Origin of the sequence: Paracoccus sp. SSJ, assembly GCF_030234105.1 — a bacterium.
Classification (GTDB): Bacteria; Pseudomonadota; Alphaproteobacteria; order Rhodobacterales; family Rhodobacteraceae; genus Paracoccus; species Paracoccus denitrificans.
The window spans coordinates 25,031-42,374 of sequence record NZ_JASSPE010000004.1; the positions used below are offsets into that span (position 1 = coordinate 25,031).

Annotated in this window: 19 protein-coding genes and 1 tRNA gene; 9 read left to right on the forward strand and 11 right to left on the reverse strand. The window is 67.7% G+C overall.

Features of this window, described 5'->3' with window-relative positions; genetic code table 11:
• Window positions 1–27: 27 nt before the first annotated feature.
• A complete protein-coding gene (locus tag QPR87_RS05360; RefSeq protein WP_285048690.1) occupies window positions 28–1,626 on the reverse strand; it encodes a GMC oxidoreductase in 1,599 nt (532 codons plus the stop codon).
• Between the two features lie 308 nt (window positions 1,627–1,934).
• On the opposite strand from QPR87_RS05360, the gene QPR87_RS05365 reads away from it, so the two are divergent.
• Window positions 1,935–2,019: transfer RNA gene (locus tag QPR87_RS05365), tRNA-Leu, on the forward strand.
• A 209-nt stretch (window positions 2,020–2,228) separates the two neighbouring features.
• Window positions 2,229–2,669 (forward strand): NUDIX domain-containing protein, encoded by a 441-nt coding sequence (locus QPR87_RS05370; RefSeq protein ID WP_011746839.1) that lies wholly within the window; start codon window positions 2,229–2,231, stop codon window positions 2,667–2,669.
• Window positions 2,670–2,677: 8 nt separating this feature from the next.
• Here the strand turns inward: QPR87_RS05370 and QPR87_RS05375 are convergent, their stop codons facing one another.
• Entirely contained in the window at window positions 2,678–3,949 is a 1,272-nt protein-coding gene (locus QPR87_RS05375; protein ID WP_011746840.1) for a PP2C family protein-serine/threonine phosphatase, read from the reverse strand.
• A 119-nt stretch (window positions 3,950–4,068) separates the two neighbouring features.
• On the opposite strand from QPR87_RS05375, the gene QPR87_RS05380 reads away from it, so the two are divergent.
• Window positions 4,069–4,419 (forward strand): Hpt domain-containing protein, encoded by a 351-nt coding sequence (locus QPR87_RS05380; RefSeq protein ID WP_011746841.1) that lies wholly within the window; start codon window positions 4,069–4,071, stop codon window positions 4,417–4,419.
• A 7-nt stretch (window positions 4,420–4,426) separates the two neighbouring features.
• Here QPR87_RS05380 and ilvA read toward each other — a convergent pair whose 3' ends face one another.
• Complete coding sequence (gene ilvA / locus QPR87_RS05385; protein ID WP_285048691.1) at window positions 4,427–5,665, reverse strand: threonine ammonia-lyase IlvA; 1,239 nt, start codon at window positions 5,663–5,665, stop codon at window positions 4,427–4,429.
• Window positions 5,666–5,743: 78 nt separating this feature from the next.
• Window positions 5,744–6,454, reverse strand: a complete 711-nt coding sequence (locus QPR87_RS05390) for a hypothetical protein (RefSeq protein WP_230998504.1) — start codon at window positions 6,452–6,454, stop codon at window positions 5,744–5,746.
• A 181-nt stretch (window positions 6,455–6,635) separates the two neighbouring features.
• Between QPR87_RS05390 and QPR87_RS05395 the strand changes: the two genes are divergently transcribed.
• From QPR87_RS05395 to mog, 3 genes are all read left to right on the forward strand, one after another.
• A complete protein-coding gene (locus QPR87_RS05395) occupies window positions 6,636–7,862 on the forward strand; it encodes an argininosuccinate synthase (protein WP_011746844.1) in 1,227 nt (408 codons plus the stop codon).
• Between the two features lie 137 nt (window positions 7,863–7,999).
• Entirely contained in the window at window positions 8,000–8,479 is a 480-nt protein-coding gene (locus tag QPR87_RS05400) for a VOC family protein (protein ID WP_011746845.1), read from the forward strand.
• 42 nt (window positions 8,480–8,521) lie between these two features.
• Window positions 8,522–9,073 carry a molybdopterin adenylyltransferase gene (gene mog / locus QPR87_RS05405; protein WP_011746846.1) on the forward strand — a complete coding sequence of 184 codons (552 nt, stop codon included), beginning with the start codon at window positions 8,522–8,524 and terminating at the stop codon, window positions 9,071–9,073.
• Here the strand turns inward: mog and QPR87_RS05410 are convergent.
• The 4 genes from QPR87_RS05410 to QPR87_RS05425 form a co-directional block, all read right to left on the reverse strand.
• A complete protein-coding gene (locus QPR87_RS05410) occupies window positions 9,048–9,662 on the reverse strand; it encodes a nucleoside/nucleotide kinase family protein (RefSeq protein WP_285048692.1) in 615 nt (204 codons plus the stop codon). The genes mog and QPR87_RS05410 overlap by 26 nt on opposite strands.
• A gap of 40 nt (window positions 9,663–9,702) precedes the next feature.
• Window positions 9,703–10,497: an ATP-binding cassette domain-containing protein gene (locus QPR87_RS05415; protein ID WP_199766605.1), complete on the reverse strand. Its 795-nt coding sequence runs from the start codon at window positions 10,495–10,497 to the stop codon at window positions 9,703–9,705.
• Window positions 10,494–11,567, reverse strand: coding sequence for an ABC transporter permease (locus QPR87_RS05420; protein WP_285048693.1), 1,074 nt, complete (start codon window positions 11,565–11,567; stop codon window positions 10,494–10,496). Before QPR87_RS05420 ends, QPR87_RS05415 begins: the two co-directional genes overlap by 4 nt.
• Window positions 11,568–11,659: 92 nt before the next feature.
• Window positions 11,660–12,679, reverse strand: a complete 1,020-nt coding sequence (locus tag QPR87_RS05425) for a sugar ABC transporter substrate-binding protein (RefSeq protein WP_011746850.1) — start codon at window positions 12,677–12,679, stop codon at window positions 11,660–11,662.
• Between the two features lie 119 nt (window positions 12,680–12,798).
• On the opposite strand from QPR87_RS05425, the gene QPR87_RS05430 reads away from it, so the two are divergent.
• Genes QPR87_RS05430 through QPR87_RS05440 form a run of 3 tightly spaced genes read left to right on the forward strand, consistent with a single transcriptional unit; the run spans window position 12,799 to window position 15,266 of the window.
• The gene (locus tag QPR87_RS05430) at window positions 12,799–13,989 is read left to right on the forward strand and encodes an ROK family transcriptional regulator (protein ID WP_285048694.1); all 1,191 of its coding nucleotides are present in this window, start codon (window positions 12,799–12,801) and stop codon (window positions 13,987–13,989) included.
• An 18-nt stretch (window positions 13,990–14,007) separates the two neighbouring features.
• The gene (locus QPR87_RS05435) at window positions 14,008–14,922 is read left to right on the forward strand and encodes a DnaJ C-terminal domain-containing protein (RefSeq protein ID WP_285048695.1); all 915 of its coding nucleotides are present in this window, start codon (window positions 14,008–14,010) and stop codon (window positions 14,920–14,922) included.
• The gene (locus tag QPR87_RS05440) at window positions 14,919–15,266 is read left to right on the forward strand and encodes a hypothetical protein (protein WP_011746853.1); all 348 of its coding nucleotides are present in this window, start codon (window positions 14,919–14,921) and stop codon (window positions 15,264–15,266) included. Before QPR87_RS05435 ends, QPR87_RS05440 begins: the two co-directional genes overlap by 4 nt.
• On the opposite strand, the gene QPR87_RS05445 is transcribed toward QPR87_RS05440, so the two are convergent.
• Genes QPR87_RS05445 through ccmI form a run of 3 tightly spaced genes read right to left on the reverse strand, consistent with a single transcriptional unit; the run spans window position 15,263 to window position 17,147 of the window.
• Window positions 15,263–15,430: a DUF1289 domain-containing protein gene (locus QPR87_RS05445; RefSeq protein ID WP_230998508.1), complete on the reverse strand. Its 168-nt coding sequence runs from the start codon at window positions 15,428–15,430 to the stop codon at window positions 15,263–15,265. The two genes, QPR87_RS05440 and QPR87_RS05445, sit on opposite strands and share 4 nt — an antisense overlap.
• Entirely contained in the window at window positions 15,427–15,903 is a 477-nt protein-coding gene (ruvX, locus tag QPR87_RS05450; protein ID WP_011746855.1) for a Holliday junction resolvase RuvX, read from the reverse strand. Before ruvX ends, QPR87_RS05445 begins: the two co-directional genes overlap by 4 nt.
• The gene (gene ccmI, locus QPR87_RS05455) at window positions 15,900–17,147 is read right to left on the reverse strand and encodes a c-type cytochrome biogenesis protein CcmI (protein WP_285048696.1); all 1,248 of its coding nucleotides are present in this window, start codon (window positions 17,145–17,147) and stop codon (window positions 15,900–15,902) included. Before ccmI ends, ruvX begins: the two co-directional genes overlap by 4 nt.
• Window positions 17,148–17,344: the final 197 nt, after the last annotated feature.

Below are 17,344 nucleotides of genomic sequence, written 5' to 3' on the forward strand. Positions count from 1 at the left end.
GCGCTCCCTTCGTGCGTGCTCGTCCGTTCAATACCCAAGGCTTCGGCCAGCGGCAAGCCGTGGCTGCCGGCCTGCGACGATCGCGTCCGCCACCCGCAGCGCATTGGCGGCGATGGTCAGGCTGGGATTGACCCCGTTCGAGGTCGGCATGAACGAGGAATCGGCCACGAAGAGGTTGTCGATCCCATGCATCCGGCAATCGCGGTCCAGCACGCTGGTCGCCGGATCGGTGCCAAAGCGCAGCGTGCCGCAGGGATGGGCGAAGTTCAGCTGCGGCGCTGCGCCCATGAACATCGCCCGATGCGGCCGGAACGCCGCGCGCAATGCCTTGCGAAAGGCGGCCCGGCGACGGCGCAATTCGTCCGAGATATCATAGCGGCAGCGCATCCGGTCGGGATCGTCCGGGTCGGGCAGCACGCGGTTATGCGCATAGGGCAGGTCCTCCAGCACGCCGACGAACAGCTTGGCATGACCCAGCATCCGCGCCGCAATCATGGCGGGAAAGCGCAGCCCGTGCCGCAGCGGCCGGATGCGGCGCAGCGCCGATTGGTCGAAGCGGCCGTTCAGCGCATGCAGGATTTCGCCATAGCCGGCGGTCAGGCCCATGGACTGCACCGTGCCGAAGCGCTGACCATCCATGAAATACAGGTCGCGCATGCTGATCGAGCGCGAGGCGCCGTTCTCGTGCCGACCCTGTCCGGCCCAGATGGCGATGATCTCGCTGAGATGGAACATCAGGTTGCGGCCGATCAGGCCGTTGCGGTTGCCCAAGCCCTCGGGCCAGGTCTCGCTGGCCGAGCGGAGCAGCAGAGAGGGCGAGCCCAGCCCGCCCGCCGCCAGCACATAGGTCCGGGCGCGCAGGGTGAACTCCTGTCCTTCGCGGCGGCAGGCCAGGCCCAGGATGCGCTGGCCGTCGGCCTCGATCCGGGTGACGGTGCAGCGGTCGACCAGCGCGGCGCGGCCGGTGTCCAGCGCCGGCAGCACGCCAGCCGAGCGGCCGTCCATCTTGCAGCGCCTCGGACAACGCCGGCCAAAGCAGTTTTCGCAACCGGGCAGGAAGCGCGCCGCCATATGCGTACGATAGGGATTCATGCCCGAACGCCGCAGCGCCGTCATCAGCGCCGCATCCGAGGCGGGCAGCGGCTGGACCGGCGGCAGCAGTTTCGCGCCGGCCGGGGCCAGGGGGTCGACCTCGCCATTGATGTGGAAATAGTCCTCGGCCAGTTCGAACCAGGGCCGCATCTCGTCATAGCCGACGGGCCAGCCGCCGGTGGGATGCGGGAGTTCGTTGGACGTGTCCAGGTCGTGCCGCTCGGGGCGCTCGAGCGTCGCGGCGTAAAAGGCCGAGGTGCCGCCGACGCCCGCGCCGATCATGCCGTCGAATTCGCACCAGGCGCCGTCGAGCTGCGCCTCGAGCAGGCGCGGCCAGGCACCATGGGACATGCGTTCCTCGGGGTCGCGGGTATCGAGGTCCAGCGCGGACAGCGGCGCATCGCCCAGGTCCGGGCCCTTTTCGACATAAAGGACGGAAAGCCCTGCCTCGGCCAGCCGCCGGCCCGCGGTTCCTCCGCCGATCCCCGTGCCGATCACGATGGCATCCCATTCGCGGGTCTTGAGATCGTCCATGAAAAATCCGCTTGTCAGAGCACTGGTGACTAATAACTTCTGTAAGGATTACTAGTCCCGCGCGCTTTCCCCCAGCAAGCTGACCGAAAGGACAGGGCATTGCCTGTCACGCTTGCATTCGGTCCGGTTCGTGCAGCCTTTCCGGTCCTGCCAGGCCGGGAAACGCGGCCCGGGACAAGGGCGGCAACGGCGGCGGAAATGGCGGTCGAAGCGGGGGCAGGAAAAGATTTGAAGCCCGGCGAAGATTTTTGTCGATCCCCCGTTGACACCCCCCGCGGCTGGGCTTAATCACCCGGCTCACGCGACCTGCCCAGGTGGCGGAATTGGTAGACGCGCACGGTTCAGGTCCGTGTGCCGCAAGGCGTGGAGGTTCGAGTCCTCTCCTGGGCACCATAAACAAAAGCCGCGCAAACCCTTGGGTTTGCGCGGCTTTTGCGTTGCGATGACCGCGCTGGACAGGCCGGGCTGGTTGCGTGTTGCCCGGCCGCATGAGTATTTGGGGAACGAAGAAGCCATGCGGTGGCACCGGGTGCGGCCATGGCTTTCCGGTTCGGGGGCGGGCCTGCCGACCGGGGCGTCCGCGAGGAAGGAAAGGGATCTGCATGATACCGCGTTTCGGCTTGCCGCCCGGGCGTCGCGCCTATCGCTTGCGTCCGGGGGCCTATGCGCTGCTGATCCGCGACGGCGCGGCGTTGCTGACCTTCCAGCAGGCGCCCGAGCCCGAGTTCCAGCTGCCTGGCGGCGGCATCGATCCCGGCGAATCGCCGCTGGCCGCCCTGCATCGCGAGGTGCGCGAGGAGACCGGCTGGAGCATCGGCAATCCGCGTCGCTTCGGCAGCTATCGGCGCTTTTGCTACCTGCCGGATTACGGGTTCTGGGCCGAAAAGCTCTGCACCGTCTGGTTGGCTCGGCCGGTGACACGGCGGGGCGCCCCGGCCGAGCCGGGGCATGAGGCGCATTGGGTGCCCTTGCCGCAGGTTGCGCGGTTGCTGCCCGACCCGGGCTCGCGCGCCTTCGTGCGGGCGGCGTTGCGCAGGCTCTGAGCCGGGCGTCAACCCCATGTCTGACCGGCTTCCTGCCGCCGCTCGATCAGCACGGCCGAGATGTCGTCGTTGCGCTGGCCACCGGCGTAATGTGCCGCGGACCAGCAGATCGATTCCAGCAGCGAGTCGCCCCGCAGCGTGGCATTGGTGCGCAGGATGGCATGCAGCCCGTCCTCGCCCAGCGGCTCGCCGCGGGCATTCTCGCTTTCGGACAGCCCGTCCGAGCTGATGAACAGCCGGTCGCCGGGGTCGAGCACCAGCTGCACCTCTTCGTAGGCGGCATGGGAAAAGACGCCGACGGGCAGGCCGCCGCGTCCGATGCTCTCGATGCGGCCGTCGGCGCGTTGCAGCACGGGGTGGGGGTGGCCCGCCTGCACCAGCCGCAGCGCTCCGGTCAGGAAATCCAGGTCGGCATAGACCATGGTGAAATAGGATTCGGTGCGCAATTCCTCGATCATCAGCGTGTTCAGGTGGTGCAGGATCTCGGCCGGGGGGCGGGCGTCGCAAAGACCCAGCTCGGTGATCCGCAGCGCGATGTTTTGGTCCGCTGCCCCGGAAAGCAGCGCCGCGAGCCGTGCGCAAAGCAGGGCCGAGGCGACGCCATGCCCGGCCACGTCCAGCGCGAACAATCCGACGCGGCGGGCGTTGATCGGGAAGAACCCGACCAGGTCGCCGCCGATATGGCCGGCCGGGCGCATCAGGAGGGAGAGGTCGAAATCGCCGTAGCGGCCATGGCGTTCCCGCACCAGCCCCTGTTGCAGCCGCTGCGCTTCGCGCAGGTCGCGGTCGATCGCCGCCTGGGTCTCGCGCAGCCGGGTCAGCGTGGAGTTGAGCCGGGCGTTGGCGCTGCGCAGGCTTTCCTCCATGCGCAGGATGCGCTCGCTGGCCGAAAGCCGCGCCAGCAGTTCGGCCCCCGAGACCGGCTTGGTCAGGAATTCGTCGGCGCCGGCCCGCAACCCTTCGGCAATGTCCTTCTTGTCGTTGCGCGAGGTCAGCAGGATGAAATAGCCATAGCGATCCGACTGCATCTCGCGGAAGCGGCGGCAGAATTCCAGCCCGCTTTGCCCCGGCATCATCCAGTCCGAGATCACGATGTCCGGCCGCCGTTCCAGGCAGATGCGCATCGCTTCGTCGCCGCTTGCCGCCTCGACCACATGATAGCCGGCGCGGATCAGTTGCACCGCCAGCGTCCGCCTTTGCGCCCGGCTGTCGTCGACAAGCAGGACCAGCCGCCAGCCATGCGGTACGGAGCTTAGGGCCTGTGCATCGATGATCATCATGCGCAGGGATCTAAACCACGGCCCATGAAGGTTCCGTTAATCCGGACAATCTTTGCGATTAACACGTTATAGACGAAATCCCTGCTATGAACGGGGCGTGATTCTTCAAAGGGTTGTCCATGCTGGATTGGAGCCGCATCAACGAACTGCGCGGGGAGGTCGGCGATGACGAGTTCCAGCTGATTCTGGAACTGTTTCTGGACGAGGTCGAAGGCGTCATCATGCGCCTGTCGCGCCGCGATGCGCTGCGGCTGGAAACCGACCTGCATTTCCTGAAGGGTTGCGCCTCGAACCTGGGCTTTGCCGATTTCGGCGATCTCTGCGATGCCTGCGAACGCAAGGCAGCCGGCGGCAGGCCGGCCGAGGTCGATATCGAATCCCTGCTGGCCAGCTATGCCGCCTCGAAGCGGGCGCTGATGGGCCGGCTGGATGCGGCGCTGCATCCCGGCCGGGGTGGGCGCCGTGCCTGACCGCGGATCAGATCAGGAATTCCGCCAGCGCCGGGTCGTGGGTGATGTCGCGATAGCCGATTCCGGCCGTTTCCAGCCTTTCGCGCAGCCGGTCCAGATTCTCGGGAGCGGTGGTCTCGATGCCGATCAGGACCGAGCCGAAGTTGCGCGCCGACTTCTTCAGGTATTCGAAACGCGCGATGTCGTCCTGGGGGCCGAGCAGTTGCAGAAAGTCGCGCAGGGCGCCCGGCCGCTGCGGCATGCGCAGGATGAAATAGCGCTTCAGCCCCGAGAAGCGCTGGGCGCGCTCCTTGACTTCGGGCAGGCGCTCGAAGTCGAAATTCCCGCCCGAGCAGATGCAGACCACGCGCTTGCCGGCCAGGTCGGGAATGTCGCGCAATACGTCCACCGCCAGCGCCCCGGCGGGCTCCAGCACGATGCCTTCGATGTTCAGCATCTCCAGCATGGTGGCGCAGATGCGATCCTCGGGCGCGGTATGGACCCGGTCGGCGTCAAAGCCGGCCAGTGTGCGAAAGGGCAGGTCGCCGATCCGCGCCACGGCGGCGCCGTCGACGAAATTGTCCACTACGGGCAGCGTCACGGGGGCACCGGCCAGCAGCGCCTCGCGCAGGCTGGCACCGCCTTCCGGCTCGGCGAACTCGGCGCGGGTGGCGGGCGCCAGTTCGGCAAGCAGGCGTGTGACCCCGGCCGCGAGCCCGCCGCCGCCGACCGGCAGGACGACGAGATCCGGCGCGGCGCCAATCTGGTCGAGCAGTTCCAGCCCGACCGTGGCCTGCCCCTCGATGATGTCCGCATCGTCGAAGGGCGACAGGAAGGTCGCGCCCTGAGCCCGGGCGAAATCCTGCGCCGCAGCCAGGGTCTGGTCGAAATAATCGCCGGTCAGCACGATCTCGATGACGCCGTTGCCGAAGATACGGGTCTTGTCGATCTTTTGCTTCGGCGTGGTGACGGGCATGAAGATGGTGCCTCGGGTGCCGAAATGGCGGCAGGCATAGGCCATGCCCTGGGCATGGTTGCCGGCGCTGGCGCAGACGAAATGGCCCTGCGAGCCGGCACCGATCTTGCGCATGGCGTTGAAGGCGCCGCGCAGCTTGTAGCTGCGCACCGGCGTCAGGTCTTCGCGTTTCAGCCAGATCTCGGCTCCGTATTTCGCCGAGAGGTGGTCGTTCTTCTGCAGGGGCGTCGGCTCGAAGAGGTCGCGCAGCGCGACCCCTGCCTGGCGGACAGAGGCGGCAAAGTTTTCCATAACCGGCGAATGGCGCGAAAAGCGGCGATTGGCAAGTGGGAACGGCTTGCCGTCCGGGGCCGGGGACGCCTTGACCGGCTAATGCCCGGAACGCATCTCGCAGGGCAGGACGATGGGTTGTGCGGGATCGGGCATCCAGGCAAGCACCTGCGTATCGGAAAGGAAGGTGACGGCGACGGGCTTTGACAGCATGGTCGGGAAATCGCACAGGTAAGTCGCCTGCCCATCCAGCGCGCGGGCGAGTCTGGGCAGATCGGGCATGATCGCCAGGAACGATGCCAGCGGCATCGCGGCCATCACGCTGAGCGGCAGGACAAGTGCCGCCGACCGCAGGGCTGCGCCGCCGGCACCGGCCAGCATCTGCAAGATCAGCAGCCCGAACAGCAGCAGCAACAGAAGCAACCCGACCCCCGCGAAGGTCAGCCACAGGCTCTCGACGGCGGTCAGCACGTCCAGGGTCATCGGAAAGGCGTCGGGCGAAACGCCAAAGCTGTGTGCCAGGATGCTGCGCGCGTTCATGCGGGCAAGCATGACCATGCTCAGGGGAATGGCGAGGGTCAGGCCAAGCCTGAGACCGGGCCAGCGCTGCAAGCTGCCCATGATCGCGATGGTCCAGCCCAGGACGGCGATGCCGAAGGCCAGCGTCAATATGGCAAGGGCGACGGGATCATGCCAGGCGGGCAGTGGCTTCATCAGCAGCGGCGGCAGGAAAACGGTCATGGCGACGATCGCGCTGAGCCACCAGCAGTCGCGAAAGACGCGCCGCAAAAGCGCGCCCGTCTGATCCATGAAAGCGTCGCGGGACCGCCGCAGCCCGCGCCTGCAAAGGGCAGCCCTGCACCGGACCCTGCGTCGAAAGCCCCCTGGTTTGCCGGAAAAGCCCTGCATGCGGCCGGGTTGCGCCCCGCTCTTGTCGGTCATCGGAAAACATCCTATTGCAACATCAACTCAAAAACGGGGGCCATATCGCATGTCCGACGCGCCGAAGAAAGTCGTCCTTGCCTATTCGGGCGGGCTCGACACCTCGATCATCCTGAAATGGCTGCAGACCGAATATGGCTGCGAGGTCATCACCTTTACCGCCGACCTGGGCCAGGGCGAGGAACTGGAACCGGCGCGCCAGAAGGCCGAACTGCTGGGCATCAAGCCGGAAAACATCCATATCGTCGACGTGCGCGAGGAATTCGTGCGCGATTTCGTGTTCCCGATGTTCCGCGCCAATGCGGTCTATGAGGGGCTTTACCTGCTGGGCACCTCGATCGCCCGGCCGCTGATTTCCAAGCATCTGGTCGAGATCGCGCATCAGCACGGCGCCGATGCCGTGGCCCATGGCGCGACCGGCAAGGGCAACGACCAGGTCCGCTTCGAGTTGTCGGCCTATGCGCTCGACCCGTCGATCAAGGTGATCGCGCCCTGGCGGGAATGGGATCTGACCTCGCGCACCAAGCTGATCGAGTTCGCCGAGCAGAACCAGATCCCGATCGCCAAGGACAAGCGCGGCGAGGCGCCGTTCTCGGTCGATGCGAACCTGCTGCACACCTCTTCCGAGGGCAAGGCGCTGGAGAATCCGGCCGACGAGGCGCCCGATTACGTCTATCAGCGCACCGTCAGCCCCGAGGATGCGCCGGACCAGCCCGAATATATCGAAGTAAGCTTCGAGCGGGGCGATGCGGTGGCGATCAACGGCGAGGCGCTGTCGCCCGCGACCATCCTGACGGCGCTGAACGAATACGGCCGCAAGCACGGCATCGGCCGGCTCGATTTCGTGGAAAACCGCTTTGTCGGCATGAAGTCGCGCGGCATCTACGAGACCCCCGGCGGCACCATCCTGCTGGAGGCGCATCGCGGCATCGAGCAGATCACGCTGGACAGCGGCGCCGGCCACCTCAAGGATTCGATCATGCCGCGCTATGCCGAGCTGATCTATAACGGCTTCTGGTATTCGCCCGAGCGCGAGATGTTGCAGGCGCTGATCGACAAGAGCCAGGAGCATGTGACCGGCACCGTGCGGCTCAAGCTCTACAAGGGCGGCGTTCATACGGTCGGCCGCTGGTCGGAGCACTCGCTTTACAGCGAAAAGCACGTCACCTTCGAGGACGACGCCGGCGCCTATGACCAGAAGGACGCGGCGGGCTTCATCCGCCTGAACGCGCTGCGGCTGAAGCTGGTCGCGAACCGCAACGCGCGCTTCAAGTAACCGCCAGCATCATTCCATGCCAAAGGCCGCGGGCAAGTCCTGCGGCCTTTCTTGCTGGCCGCGACGGACCCCGGCACGGGGAACCGCCGCGGCCATGGCGCGTTCGGCCGCAGGCAATGCCCGAGGAGGAACCGGAAATGACCATGGCCAAGAACACCATCTGCCTTTGGTATGACAAGGATGCCGAGGCGGCCGCCCGTTTCTATGCCGAGACCTTTCCCGACAGCGCAGTCACCGCGGTGCGCCATGCGCCCAGCGACTTTCCCTCGGGCAAGGCGGGCGATGTGCTGCTGGTCGAATTCACTGTCGCAGGCATACCCTGCCTCGGCCTGAACGGCGGCCCGACATTCCGGCATAACGAGGCGTTCTCGTTCCAGATCGCCACCGACGACCAGGAGGAAACCGACCGCTACTGGAATGCGATCGTCGGCAATGGCGGCCAGGAAAGCGCCTGCGGCTGGTGCAAGGACAAGTGGGGCGTCTCGTGGCAGATCACCCCGCGCGTGCTGACCGACGCGCTGGCCGCCGGCGGCGATGAGGCGAAACGTGCCTTCGATGCGATGATGGAGATGACCAGGATCGACGTTGCGGCCATCGAGGCGGCCCGGCGCGGTTGAGCCGCGCTTTCCTTCGCGCGTCGTCTGCGCCAAGATGCGGCCATGACCCAGAACCCCGCCGCCGATCGCCCCGCCCATGTCGCCATCGTCACCGTCTCGGACCGTGCCGCCAGCGGCGAATACGAGGACAAGGGTGGCCCGGGGGCCGAGGACTGGCTGCACGCCACCATCACCTCGCCCATGGACATCACGCGCCGCATCATCCCCGACGGGCGCGAGATCGTCGCGGATTGCCTGCGCGACCTTGCCGACGAACAGGGCGCCGACCTGATCCTGATCACCGGCGGCACCGGCCCGGCGCCACGCGACCAGACGCCCGAGGCGATGGCCGATGTCATCGAAAAGGAGTTGCCCGGCTTTGGCGAGGAGATGCGCCGCGCCAGCCTGCGCGAGGTGCCGACCGCCATCCTGTCGCGCCAGACGGCGGGCATCCGTGGCGCGACGCTGATGATCACCATTCCCGGCAAGCCCTCGGCCATCGCCACCTGCCTCGATGCGGTCTTTGCGGCGGTGCCCTATTGCCTCGACCTGATCGGCGCGGCCTATATCGAAACCGACCCGGCCCGCATCAAGGCGTTTCGGCCGAAGAAATAGGTCCAGCCCGCACCACCAGATCGGCGGGCAGCGATTCGCGCAGCACCAGCTCGGCATTGCCGAGGTCGTTTTCCAGATGCGCCATCACTTTGGCGGGCGAGCGGCCCAGCCCCTGCCAGCGGGCGGTCAGGCGGCGGCGTAATTCCTCCATCGGCACGTCCAGGATGACCGACAGGTCCCAAAGCCCGGCCAGTTCGCGCCAGGGGTCGCGGTCCAGCAGCAGGTAATTGCCCTCGACCACCACCAGCCGGGTTTCTGCCTCGACCCGGCCGGCGCCGGCGATGGCCAGGTCCAGCGCGCGGTCGAAGATCGGGTGGATCACCTCGCCCCCCGCCTTCAACCGCTGCACCAGCGCGACGAACCCTGCAGCGTCGAAGGTTTCGGGCGCGCCCTTGCAGCCGCGCAGCCCGTCCGCCTCCAGCAGCCGGTTGTCCAGATGGAACCCGTCCATCGGCACCAGCACCGCATCGTCGAGCCCCGCCGCCAACTGCGCGGCCAGGGTGGACTTCCCCGACCCGGGTGCGCCCAGGACCGCCAGCACCCGCCGCCCGGGCCCAAGTCCCGCAATCCGATCCAGTATTTCTTCCATGCAAGATATCCCCGGGAAGGCATAAGGGCGTTTGCGCGGTTCAGGCTGCCGTCGCCGCCTCTTCCGGCAGCTTGGCGCCGGTCATGAAGGCCACCGCATCCGACATGGAATAGTCGTCCGGCCGGATCACGCAGAGCCGCCGCCCCAGCCGGTGGATATGGATGCGGTCCGCCACCTCGAAGACATGCGGCATGTTGTGGCTGATCAGGATGATCGGGATGCCGCGCGAGCGCACGTCGCGGATCAGTTCCAGCACGCGGCGGCTTTCCTTGACGCCAAGTGCCGCCGTCGGCTCGTCCAGGATCACCACCTTTGACCCGAAAGCGGCTGCCCGCGCCACCGCGACGCCCTGGCGCTGGCCGCCGGAAAGCGTCTCGACCGCCTGGTTGATGTTCTGGATCGTCATCAGCCCCAGCTCGGTCAGCTTTTCGCGGGCGAACTTCTCCATCGCCGGGCGGTCCAGCTTGCGGAACCACTGGCCCATGATGCCCGGCTTGCGCAATTCGCGCCCCATGAACATGTTGTCGGCGATGGAAAGGGCAGGCGACATGGCCAGCGTCTGGTAGACGCATTCGATGCCATAGCCGCGCGCATCCAGCGGGCTGGCAAAGCGCACCGGCTTGCCCTCCAGCGTGATCTCGCCCTCGTCGGGCTGGACCGCGCCGGAAAGCGCCTTGATCAGCGAGGACTTGCCGGCGCCGTTGTCGCCGATGACGGCCAGGATCTCGCCCGGCAGCAGGTCGAAGTCGCAATGATCCAGCGCGGTGACCTTGCCATAGCGCTTGACCAGGCCACGGGCCTTCAGAAGCGGTTCCCCGGAAATGTTCGCGGTCATGCCGATGCCTTTCTGATCCATTGATCCACCGCCACGGCGAGGATGATGAGCAGGCCGATGAGGAAGAAGGTCCATTGCGGATCGGTGCCGACCATCTTGAGGCCCATCTCGAACACGCCGACGATCAGCGCGCCGAAGAACATGCCGACGATCGAGCCGCGCCCGCCGAACAGGCTGATCCCCCCGATTACCACGGCGGTGATGGACTGGATGTTGCCCAGCTGCCCGGTCGAGGCCGAAGGCGAGACCGAGCCGAAGCGGCCGATCATCACCCAGCCGGCGATGGCGCAGAAAAGCCCGGCCAGCGCATAGACCTGGATCAGCACCCGCTTGGTGCGCACGCCGGCCAGTTCCGCCGCTTCCGGGTCGTCGCCCACGGCATAGACATGGCGGCCCCAGGCGGTATGGCGCAGGACATAGGCGAGCAGGGCGACCAGCGCGACCATCAGGAAGACGGCATAGAGGACCTTCACCCCTCCGGGCTGGATGGAATAGCCCCAGAATTGCAGCGCCGGCGCCTCGGCAGCGATGGCCGAGGAGCGGATCGTCTCGTTCGCGGAATAGATGTAGTTCGCCGCCAGGATGATCTGCCAGGTGCCCAGCGTCACGATAAAGGGTGGCAGCTTGATGCGGGCGACCAGCCAGCCGTTGGCAAAGCCCATGGCCGTGCCCGCCGCCAGCCCCAGCGCGATGGCAAGCGGCGCCGGGATGCCGTAGCGAAAGGTGAACTGCCCCATCAGCACCGAGGAAAACACCGCGATGGCGCCGACCGAAAGGTCGATCCCGGCCGTCAGCACCACCAGCGACTGCGCGCAGCCCAGGATGCCGACGATGGCGATCTGTTGCAGGATGGTGGACAGCGTCACCGCCTTGAAGAAGTTCGGCGACAGCAGGCCGAAGACGACGATCGCCGCGACCAGCACGATCATCGGCACCGCCGAGGGCGTCATGTGCAACCAATGTTGCAGGCGCTTCAGGGCGGTTTTCTGTTCTTGGAACTCGGCAACCTTGTCCGAGGCGCCTTGCAGGCCCTCCTCGTAGCTGGCGGCCGTCTTTGCGTCGGATGACATGGACGGTCTTCCTCCCTTGCAAGACGCCACGCCGGGCGCCGCTGCCTGTGGCCAGGGCGGGACGATGTCCCGCCCTGCGGTTCAGTCGAGGCTCAGCCCCAGCAGAGCTCGGTGCCCTTGGCGCTGTCGATGGATTCGACGCCCTCGGCGGGCTTGTCGGTGACAAGCTGCACGCCGGTATCGACGAAATCCTTGCCCTCGGTCGGCTCGGGCCTGGTGCCGTCCTTGGCGAAGGCGGCGATGGCCTCGATCCCCCGCGACGCCATGTCCAGCGGATATTGCTGCGAGGTGGCGCCGATCACGCCGTCCTTGACGTTCTCCACGCCCGGGCAGCCGCCATCGACCGAGACGATCAGCACGTCGCCCTCGCGCCCGACGGCCTTCAGCGCCTCATAGGCTCCGGCGGCGGCGGGTTCGTTGATGGTATAGACCAGGTTGATGTCGGGATCCTTGGCCAGCAGCGTCTCCATCGCCTTCAGCCCGCCTTCCTCGTTGCCCGAGGTGACCTCGTGGCCGACGATGCGCGGATCGGTCTCGTCGCCCCATTTCTCGGGGTCGCCCAGTTCGACGCCGAAGCCCTGCAGGAAGCCCTGGTCGCGCAGCACGTCGACCGAAGGCTGCGAGATCGCCAGGTCCAGCAGGGCGATCCTGGCCTCGGCCGCCGCGTCGCCCATGGTGGCCTTGGCCCATTGGCCGATCAGCTCGCCTGCCTTGAAGTTGTCGGTGGCGAAGGTCGCGTCCGCCGCGTCGATCGGGTCCAGCGGCGTGTCCAGCGCGATGACCAGCAGCCCGGCATCCCGCGCCGCCTTGACCGAATCCACGATGGCCTTGGTGTCCGAGGCGGTGATCAGGATGCCCTTGGCGCCGTCGGCGATGCAGGCCTCGACCGCCGAAACCTGGCTTTCGTGATCGCCGTCGATGCGGCCGGCATAGGATTTCAGTTCGATCCCCAGTTCGGCGGCCTTGGCCTGCGCGCCTTCCTTCATCTTCACGAAAAAGGGGTTGGTGTCGGTCTTGGTGATCAGACAGGCACTGTCCGCCTGCGCCATGCCGGCGATCAGGGTCAGGGCCGAGCCCGCCAGCGCCGCGCGCAGCAGTTTGGTCTTGGTCATGATGTCCTTCCTCCTCTGGGCGGGTCTGACCGCCGCCTCCTTGCAAAAGGCTGCCGAAGAAACGGGGGCTTGTCAATAAATCAATTTCGTTGATTTATATGGAGGGGGAGGAAGCGATCATGCCGAACACCAATCCGGCGGCGACGCCGCAGGGGGTCCGCAGCCAGAACGAGCGGCAGATCCTGTGGTTGATTCGCCGCAATGGACCGATGCCGCGGGCCGCGCTGGCTCAGGCCACCGGCCTGTCGGCGCAGGCCGTCACCAACATCACGCGCGAGCTGATCGCCGCGGGCCTGCTGGATGCGGGGGGCGAGCGTCGGCGCGGCAAGGTGGGCCAGCCGCTGCTGCCGCTGGCGCTGGCACCGGAGGGGGCGCTGTTCCTGGGCCTCAAGGTCGGGCGCCGGGTGGCGGAACTGGTGCTGGTCGATTTCGCCGGCCGGATCCGGCAGATCCGGATGCTGCCCCATGCCTATCCGCATCCCGACGCGATTCGCGATTTCGCCATCGCCGGCGTGGCCGAGATCCTGGCGGGTCTGACCGATGCGCAACATGCGCGGCTGGCGGGCATGGGCATCGCCAGCCCCTTCTACCTGTGGGACTGGGCCGAGGAGATGCAGCCCTGGCGCGGCCGCGATCTGCGCACCGAACTGGCCGAGGCGCTGGACCTGCCGGTCTGGCTGGAGAATGACGGCTCCTGCGCCTGCGGGGCCGAGATGATGTTCGGCACCGACGAATTGCCGCAGGATTTCCTGTATTTCTACATCGCGCATTTCGCCGGCGGCGGCGTGGTGCTGGAGGGGCGGCTGCGGATGGGGCCATCGCGCAATGCCGGCGCGATGGGCTCTTATCCGGTGCCGGGCGGCCGGCAGGTGCTGGACGTTGCCTCGATCTCGGTGCTTGAGGCGGCGCTGGGCGGCGACCTGCCGCTGGATGATGCCGACTGGCAGGTGCCGCCGGCCATCGCCCGGGAATGGCTGGACGAATCGGCGCGGGTGCTGTCCCATGCGGCGCTGGGGGCAGTGGCGGTGCTGGACCTGCCGCTGGTGGTGATCGACGGTGCCATGCCGGCCGCCCTGCGGGCTGCGCTGGTCCAGGCGACCGCCGCCAGCCTGGCTGCGATGCGCCACCACGGCGTCACCTTGCCCGAGGTGCGCGCCGGAACCCTTGGCCGCCGCGCCCGCACGCTGGGGGCCGCGGCGCTGCCGCTTGGCGCGGGTTTTCTGCCGGGCGGCAGTTTCTCGGCCCCGCGACCGGGCCGGGACGGGCATGAAACCCGGGACGCGCGCCCGCGTTCCCGTGACGACAGGTGAAGAAAGGAAGGCGCGGCCATGGCCGACGATCCATACAAGGCGCTGGGGCTGGGCAAGAACGCCAGCCAGGACGACATCAAGAAGGCCTATCGCCGGATCGCCAAGACCGACCACCCGGACCTGAATCCCGACCCTGCCGCGCATGAACGCTTCAAGGCCGCTTCCTCGGCCTATGACCTGCTCAAGGACCCCGAACAGCGTGCCCGTTTCGACCGGGGCGAGATCGATGCCCAGGGGCAGGAGCAGCCGCAGCGGCATTACTATCGCGAATATGCCGAATCGGGCGACAATCCTTATCGCCAGCATCACGGTTTCGACGATCTGTCCGACGTGTTCTCGGACCTGTTCGGCGGGCGCGGCGGCGGCGGTGGAGGGCGGCGCGGCGGTGCGCGCAGCTTCGACATGCGCGGTCCCGACCAGCGATTCACGCTGGAGATCGACTTCATGACCGCGGCGCGCGGCGGCTCGACCCGGATCACCATGCCCGACGGCAGCGTGCTGGAGGTCAAGATCCCCGAGGGCGCGCATGACGACCAGGTGATCCGGCTGCGCGGCAAGGGCGGCCCCGGCATGGGCAATGGCGAGCCGGGCGATGCGCTGCTGACCCTGATCGTGGCCGAGGATCCCGACTGGCACCGGGACGGCAACGACGTGGAAACCACGCTGCCCATCACCATCGACGAGGCGGTGCTGGGCGGCAAGGTCGAGGCGCAGACCATCGACGGCCCGGTCATGCTGACCGTTCCGCGCGGCGCCAGTTCCGGCCGCAAGCTGCGCCTGAAGGGGCGCGGCATCAAGGGCGCGGACGGGCGGCGCGGCGACCAGCATGTCGTCTTGAAGATCGTCATGCCGCCCCAGATCGACAGCGAATTGGCGCGCTTCATGGAGGACTGGCGCCAGAACCATGCCTATGATCCGAGGAGGGGAAAATGACCCAGCCCCATTACACCCTGACCCAGACGCTGGAGTCGGTCGGGGGCCTGACGTCCGAGCAACTGGAACGCTATATCAGCGCCGGCGTCGTCGTGCCGGTGCAATCCGAACAGGGTCCGCTGTTTCGCGAGATCGACCTGGCGCGGCTGAACCTGGTCGTCGATCTGGCCGAGGGCTATCATCTCGACGAAGAGGCGCTGGCCCTGGTGCTGTCGCTGGTCGACCAGTTGCACGGGCTGCGCGGCGACATGCGGGCGATCCTGGATGCCGTGGCGCGCGAGCCGGTCGAGACGCGGGTGCGGCTCAAGGCAGCGATCCGCGAGGTGCGGGTGGTGACGCGTTAATCCGCCGGTCGGCGGGCGGGCAGTTCGGCCATGATGGCCAGCCGCTCGGCCTCGGTCATGCGGCCCCAACCCGCGATCTCGTCGATGCTGCGCAGGCAGCCGGTGCAAAGCCGGCTGGCCGGGTCGATGCGGCAGATATCGACGCAGGGGGTCGAGGGCTTCATTCCGTCCGGCCCAGGAAGCGCAGCCGGTCCAGCGCGCCTTGCAGGATATAGCCGGCCGCCACCTGGTCGATGACCTCGGCGCGGCGCTTGCGCGAGGTATCCCCCTCCAGCAGCGCCCGTTCGGCCGCGACCGTCGAAAGCCGCTCGTCCCAGAAGGTGATCGGCAGCGGCGTCAGCCGCTCCAGGTTGCGGGCAAAGGCGCGGGTCGATTGCGCCCGCGGTCCCTCGCTGCCGTCCATGTTGCGCGGCAGGCCCAGCACCAGCCCGACCAGCGCCCGGTCCTGCACGATTTTCAGCAGCGCCTGCGCATCGGCGGTGAATTTCGTGCGCCGGATCACCGTCAGCGGCGAGGCGACGCCGCGCAGCCCGTCGCTGACCGCGACGCCGATGGTCTTGGTGCCCAGGTCCAGCCCGGCCACGGCGCCGGTGCGGGGCAGGGCCTCGGCGAAGGTTTCGACGTTCTCGCAGATCATTCCAGCCCGGCCTGTCTTGCCGCCGCCTCGATCACCTCCAGCCCCGTGGGGTCGCCGGCGAACAGCTTGCGCGCTTCGCCCAGGATATCGGCGGCATGGTCCTTTTGCCCGATCACCGGCAGGGACGAGATCAGCCGCGCCCATTCCTCGGGCGTGCCCCCCTGCGTGGCAAGCCGGGTCTCCAGCCCCTTGACCATGCCCTCGACCATCTGCTGGCGCTCTTCGGCCGTCATATCCTCGGCCGCGGCCATGGCATCGGCATCCGGGCCGGGCATGGCGGGCAGGCTGGGCATGCCCGGCGTGCCGGAGGCGGCGGGTTCGGGCGGGGTATAGTCCGGGTGGCCGGCGAACCAGGCCAGGTCCTGGATCGAGCCGCGGATCGGCGCGATCCAGGGCGCGTCCTCCGGCCCCTCGGCCAGCAGCCGGGCCCAGACCGGAAAGGCCTGGTCGGGGCGGCCGTTCTGCAGGTGCAGCAGCCCTGCCATGAAGCGCGCCTGCGGATTGCGGGCATCGCGCGCCAGCGCCCGGGCCACGGCCTCTTCGCCGTCGCGGGTGATGATGCCGCCCGCCGCCTCGATCGTCAGGCCGGCCAGCCGCGACAGGTCCTCGGCGCTGGCCTCGTCGCCGCGCAGGGCGACCAGCCGGCGCTGCGCATCCTTGGCGGCGACCAGATTGCCCAGCCGCTCCTCGTGCTCGGCCAGAAGCTCAAGCCCGCGCGGGTCGTTGGGATTCTTCTGCACCGCCTCGCGCAGCCGCTCGATCAGCAGGACATAATCGGCGTCCGGTTCGGGGCGTGCGGGTCTGGGGGTCTGCGCCTCGGCCTCGGCCTGGCTGGGGCGGCTGTCGTAAAGCGCCTGCGCCTGGGCGATGCGTTCCGCGATGGGGGCATCGGGGCGGTCGGGCTGGCCAAGGCGCTGATAGGTCAGGAAGGCGCCGCCCAGCAGCAGGGCCAGCCCCACCAGAGCCGCCCAGCCGCCGGCGCTGCGCCGGGTGCTGCCGGTGCGTTCCAGCGCGCGGTCGGCGGCCAGCACCTTGCGCCCGATCTCGATCCGCAGCCGTTCGGCATCCGCCGCGTCGATCACGCCGCGTTCCAGATCGCGCTCGACCTCGCGCAGTTGGTCGCGATAGATTCGCAGGTCATAGGCGGCTGCGGGCTCAGCCCCCTCGTCCTGCCGGCGCAGAAGCGGCGCGGCGATGGCCACGGCCACCACCCCCGCCAGTGCGGCGCAGATGATCCAGAACATCGGCTTCCTCTCTTTGGCTGGCCCGGTGATAGCGGTTTTCGGCAGGGCGAGAAAGTCAAAGCCCTGCGACAAATCGCGAACCGGCTGCGGGACATCTGCGCCGGGTTCTGACGCAATTCGACAATCGGCCCGTCGCAACGCGGCTTGCCCGAAAACCGCCCTCGCTTCACTCTGCAAGGGTCGAGTCGCAAGAGGTT

Bases quoted from the DNA above. Each gene is read 5' to 3' on its own strand.
- ilvA (WP_285048691.1), bottom strand. From the start codon at position 5,665: ATGGAAAACTTTGCCGCCTCTGTCCGCCAGGCAGGGGTCGCGCTGCGC.
- mog (WP_011746846.1), top strand. From the start codon at position 8,522: ATGACCCAGAACCCCGCCGCCGATCGCCCCGCCCATGTCGCCATCGTC.
- ccmI (WP_285048696.1), bottom strand. From the start codon at position 17,147: ATGTTCTGGATCATCTGCGCCGCACTGGCGGGGGTGGTGGCCGTGGCC.
- QPR87_RS05435 (WP_285048695.1), top strand. From the start codon at position 14,008: ATGGCCGACGATCCATACAAGGCGCTGGGGCTGGGCAAGAACGCCAGC.
- QPR87_RS05380 (WP_011746841.1), top strand. From the start codon at position 4,069: ATGCTGGATTGGAGCCGCATCAACGAACTGCGCGGGGAGGTCGGCGAT.
- QPR87_RS05400 (WP_011746845.1), top strand. From the start codon at position 8,000: ATGACCATGGCCAAGAACACCATCTGCCTTTGGTATGACAAGGATGCC.
- QPR87_RS05390 (WP_230998504.1), bottom strand. From the start codon at position 6,454: ATGGATCAGACGGGCGCGCTTTTGCGGCGCGTCTTTCGCGACTGCTGG.
- QPR87_RS05430 (WP_285048694.1), top strand. From the start codon at position 12,799: ATGCCGAACACCAATCCGGCGGCGACGCCGCAGGGGGTCCGCAGCCAG.
- QPR87_RS05425 (WP_011746850.1), bottom strand. From the start codon at position 12,679: ATGACCAAGACCAAACTGCTGCGCGCGGCGCTGGCGGGCTCGGCCCTG.
- QPR87_RS05410 (WP_285048692.1), bottom strand. From the start codon at position 9,662: ATGGAAGAAATACTGGATCGGATTGCGGGACTTGGGCCCGGGCGGCGG.
- QPR87_RS05420 (WP_285048693.1), bottom strand. From the start codon at position 11,567: ATGTCATCCGACGCAAAGACGGCCGCCAGCTACGAGGAGGGCCTGCAA.
- QPR87_RS05370 (WP_011746839.1), top strand. From the start codon at position 2,229: ATGATACCGCGTTTCGGCTTGCCGCCCGGGCGTCGCGCCTATCGCTTG.
- QPR87_RS05440 (WP_011746853.1), top strand. From the start codon at position 14,919: ATGACCCAGCCCCATTACACCCTGACCCAGACGCTGGAGTCGGTCGGG.
- QPR87_RS05415 (WP_199766605.1), bottom strand. From the start codon at position 10,497: ATGACCGCGAACATTTCCGGGGAACCGCTTCTGAAGGCCCGTGGCCTG.
- QPR87_RS05445 (WP_230998508.1), bottom strand. From the start codon at position 15,430: ATGAAGCCCTCGACCCCCTGCGTCGATATCTGCCGCATCGACCCGGCC.
- ruvX (WP_011746855.1), bottom strand. From the start codon at position 15,903: ATGATCTGCGAGAACGTCGAAACCTTCGCCGAGGCCCTGCCCCGCACC.
- QPR87_RS05375 (WP_011746840.1), bottom strand. From the start codon at position 3,949: ATGATGATCATCGATGCACAGGCCCTAAGCTCCGTACCGCATGGCTGG.
- QPR87_RS05360 (WP_285048690.1), bottom strand. From the start codon at position 1,626: ATGGACGATCTCAAGACCCGCGAATGGGATGCCATCGTGATCGGCACG.
- QPR87_RS05395 (WP_011746844.1), top strand. From the start codon at position 6,636: ATGTCCGACGCGCCGAAGAAAGTCGTCCTTGCCTATTCGGGCGGGCTC.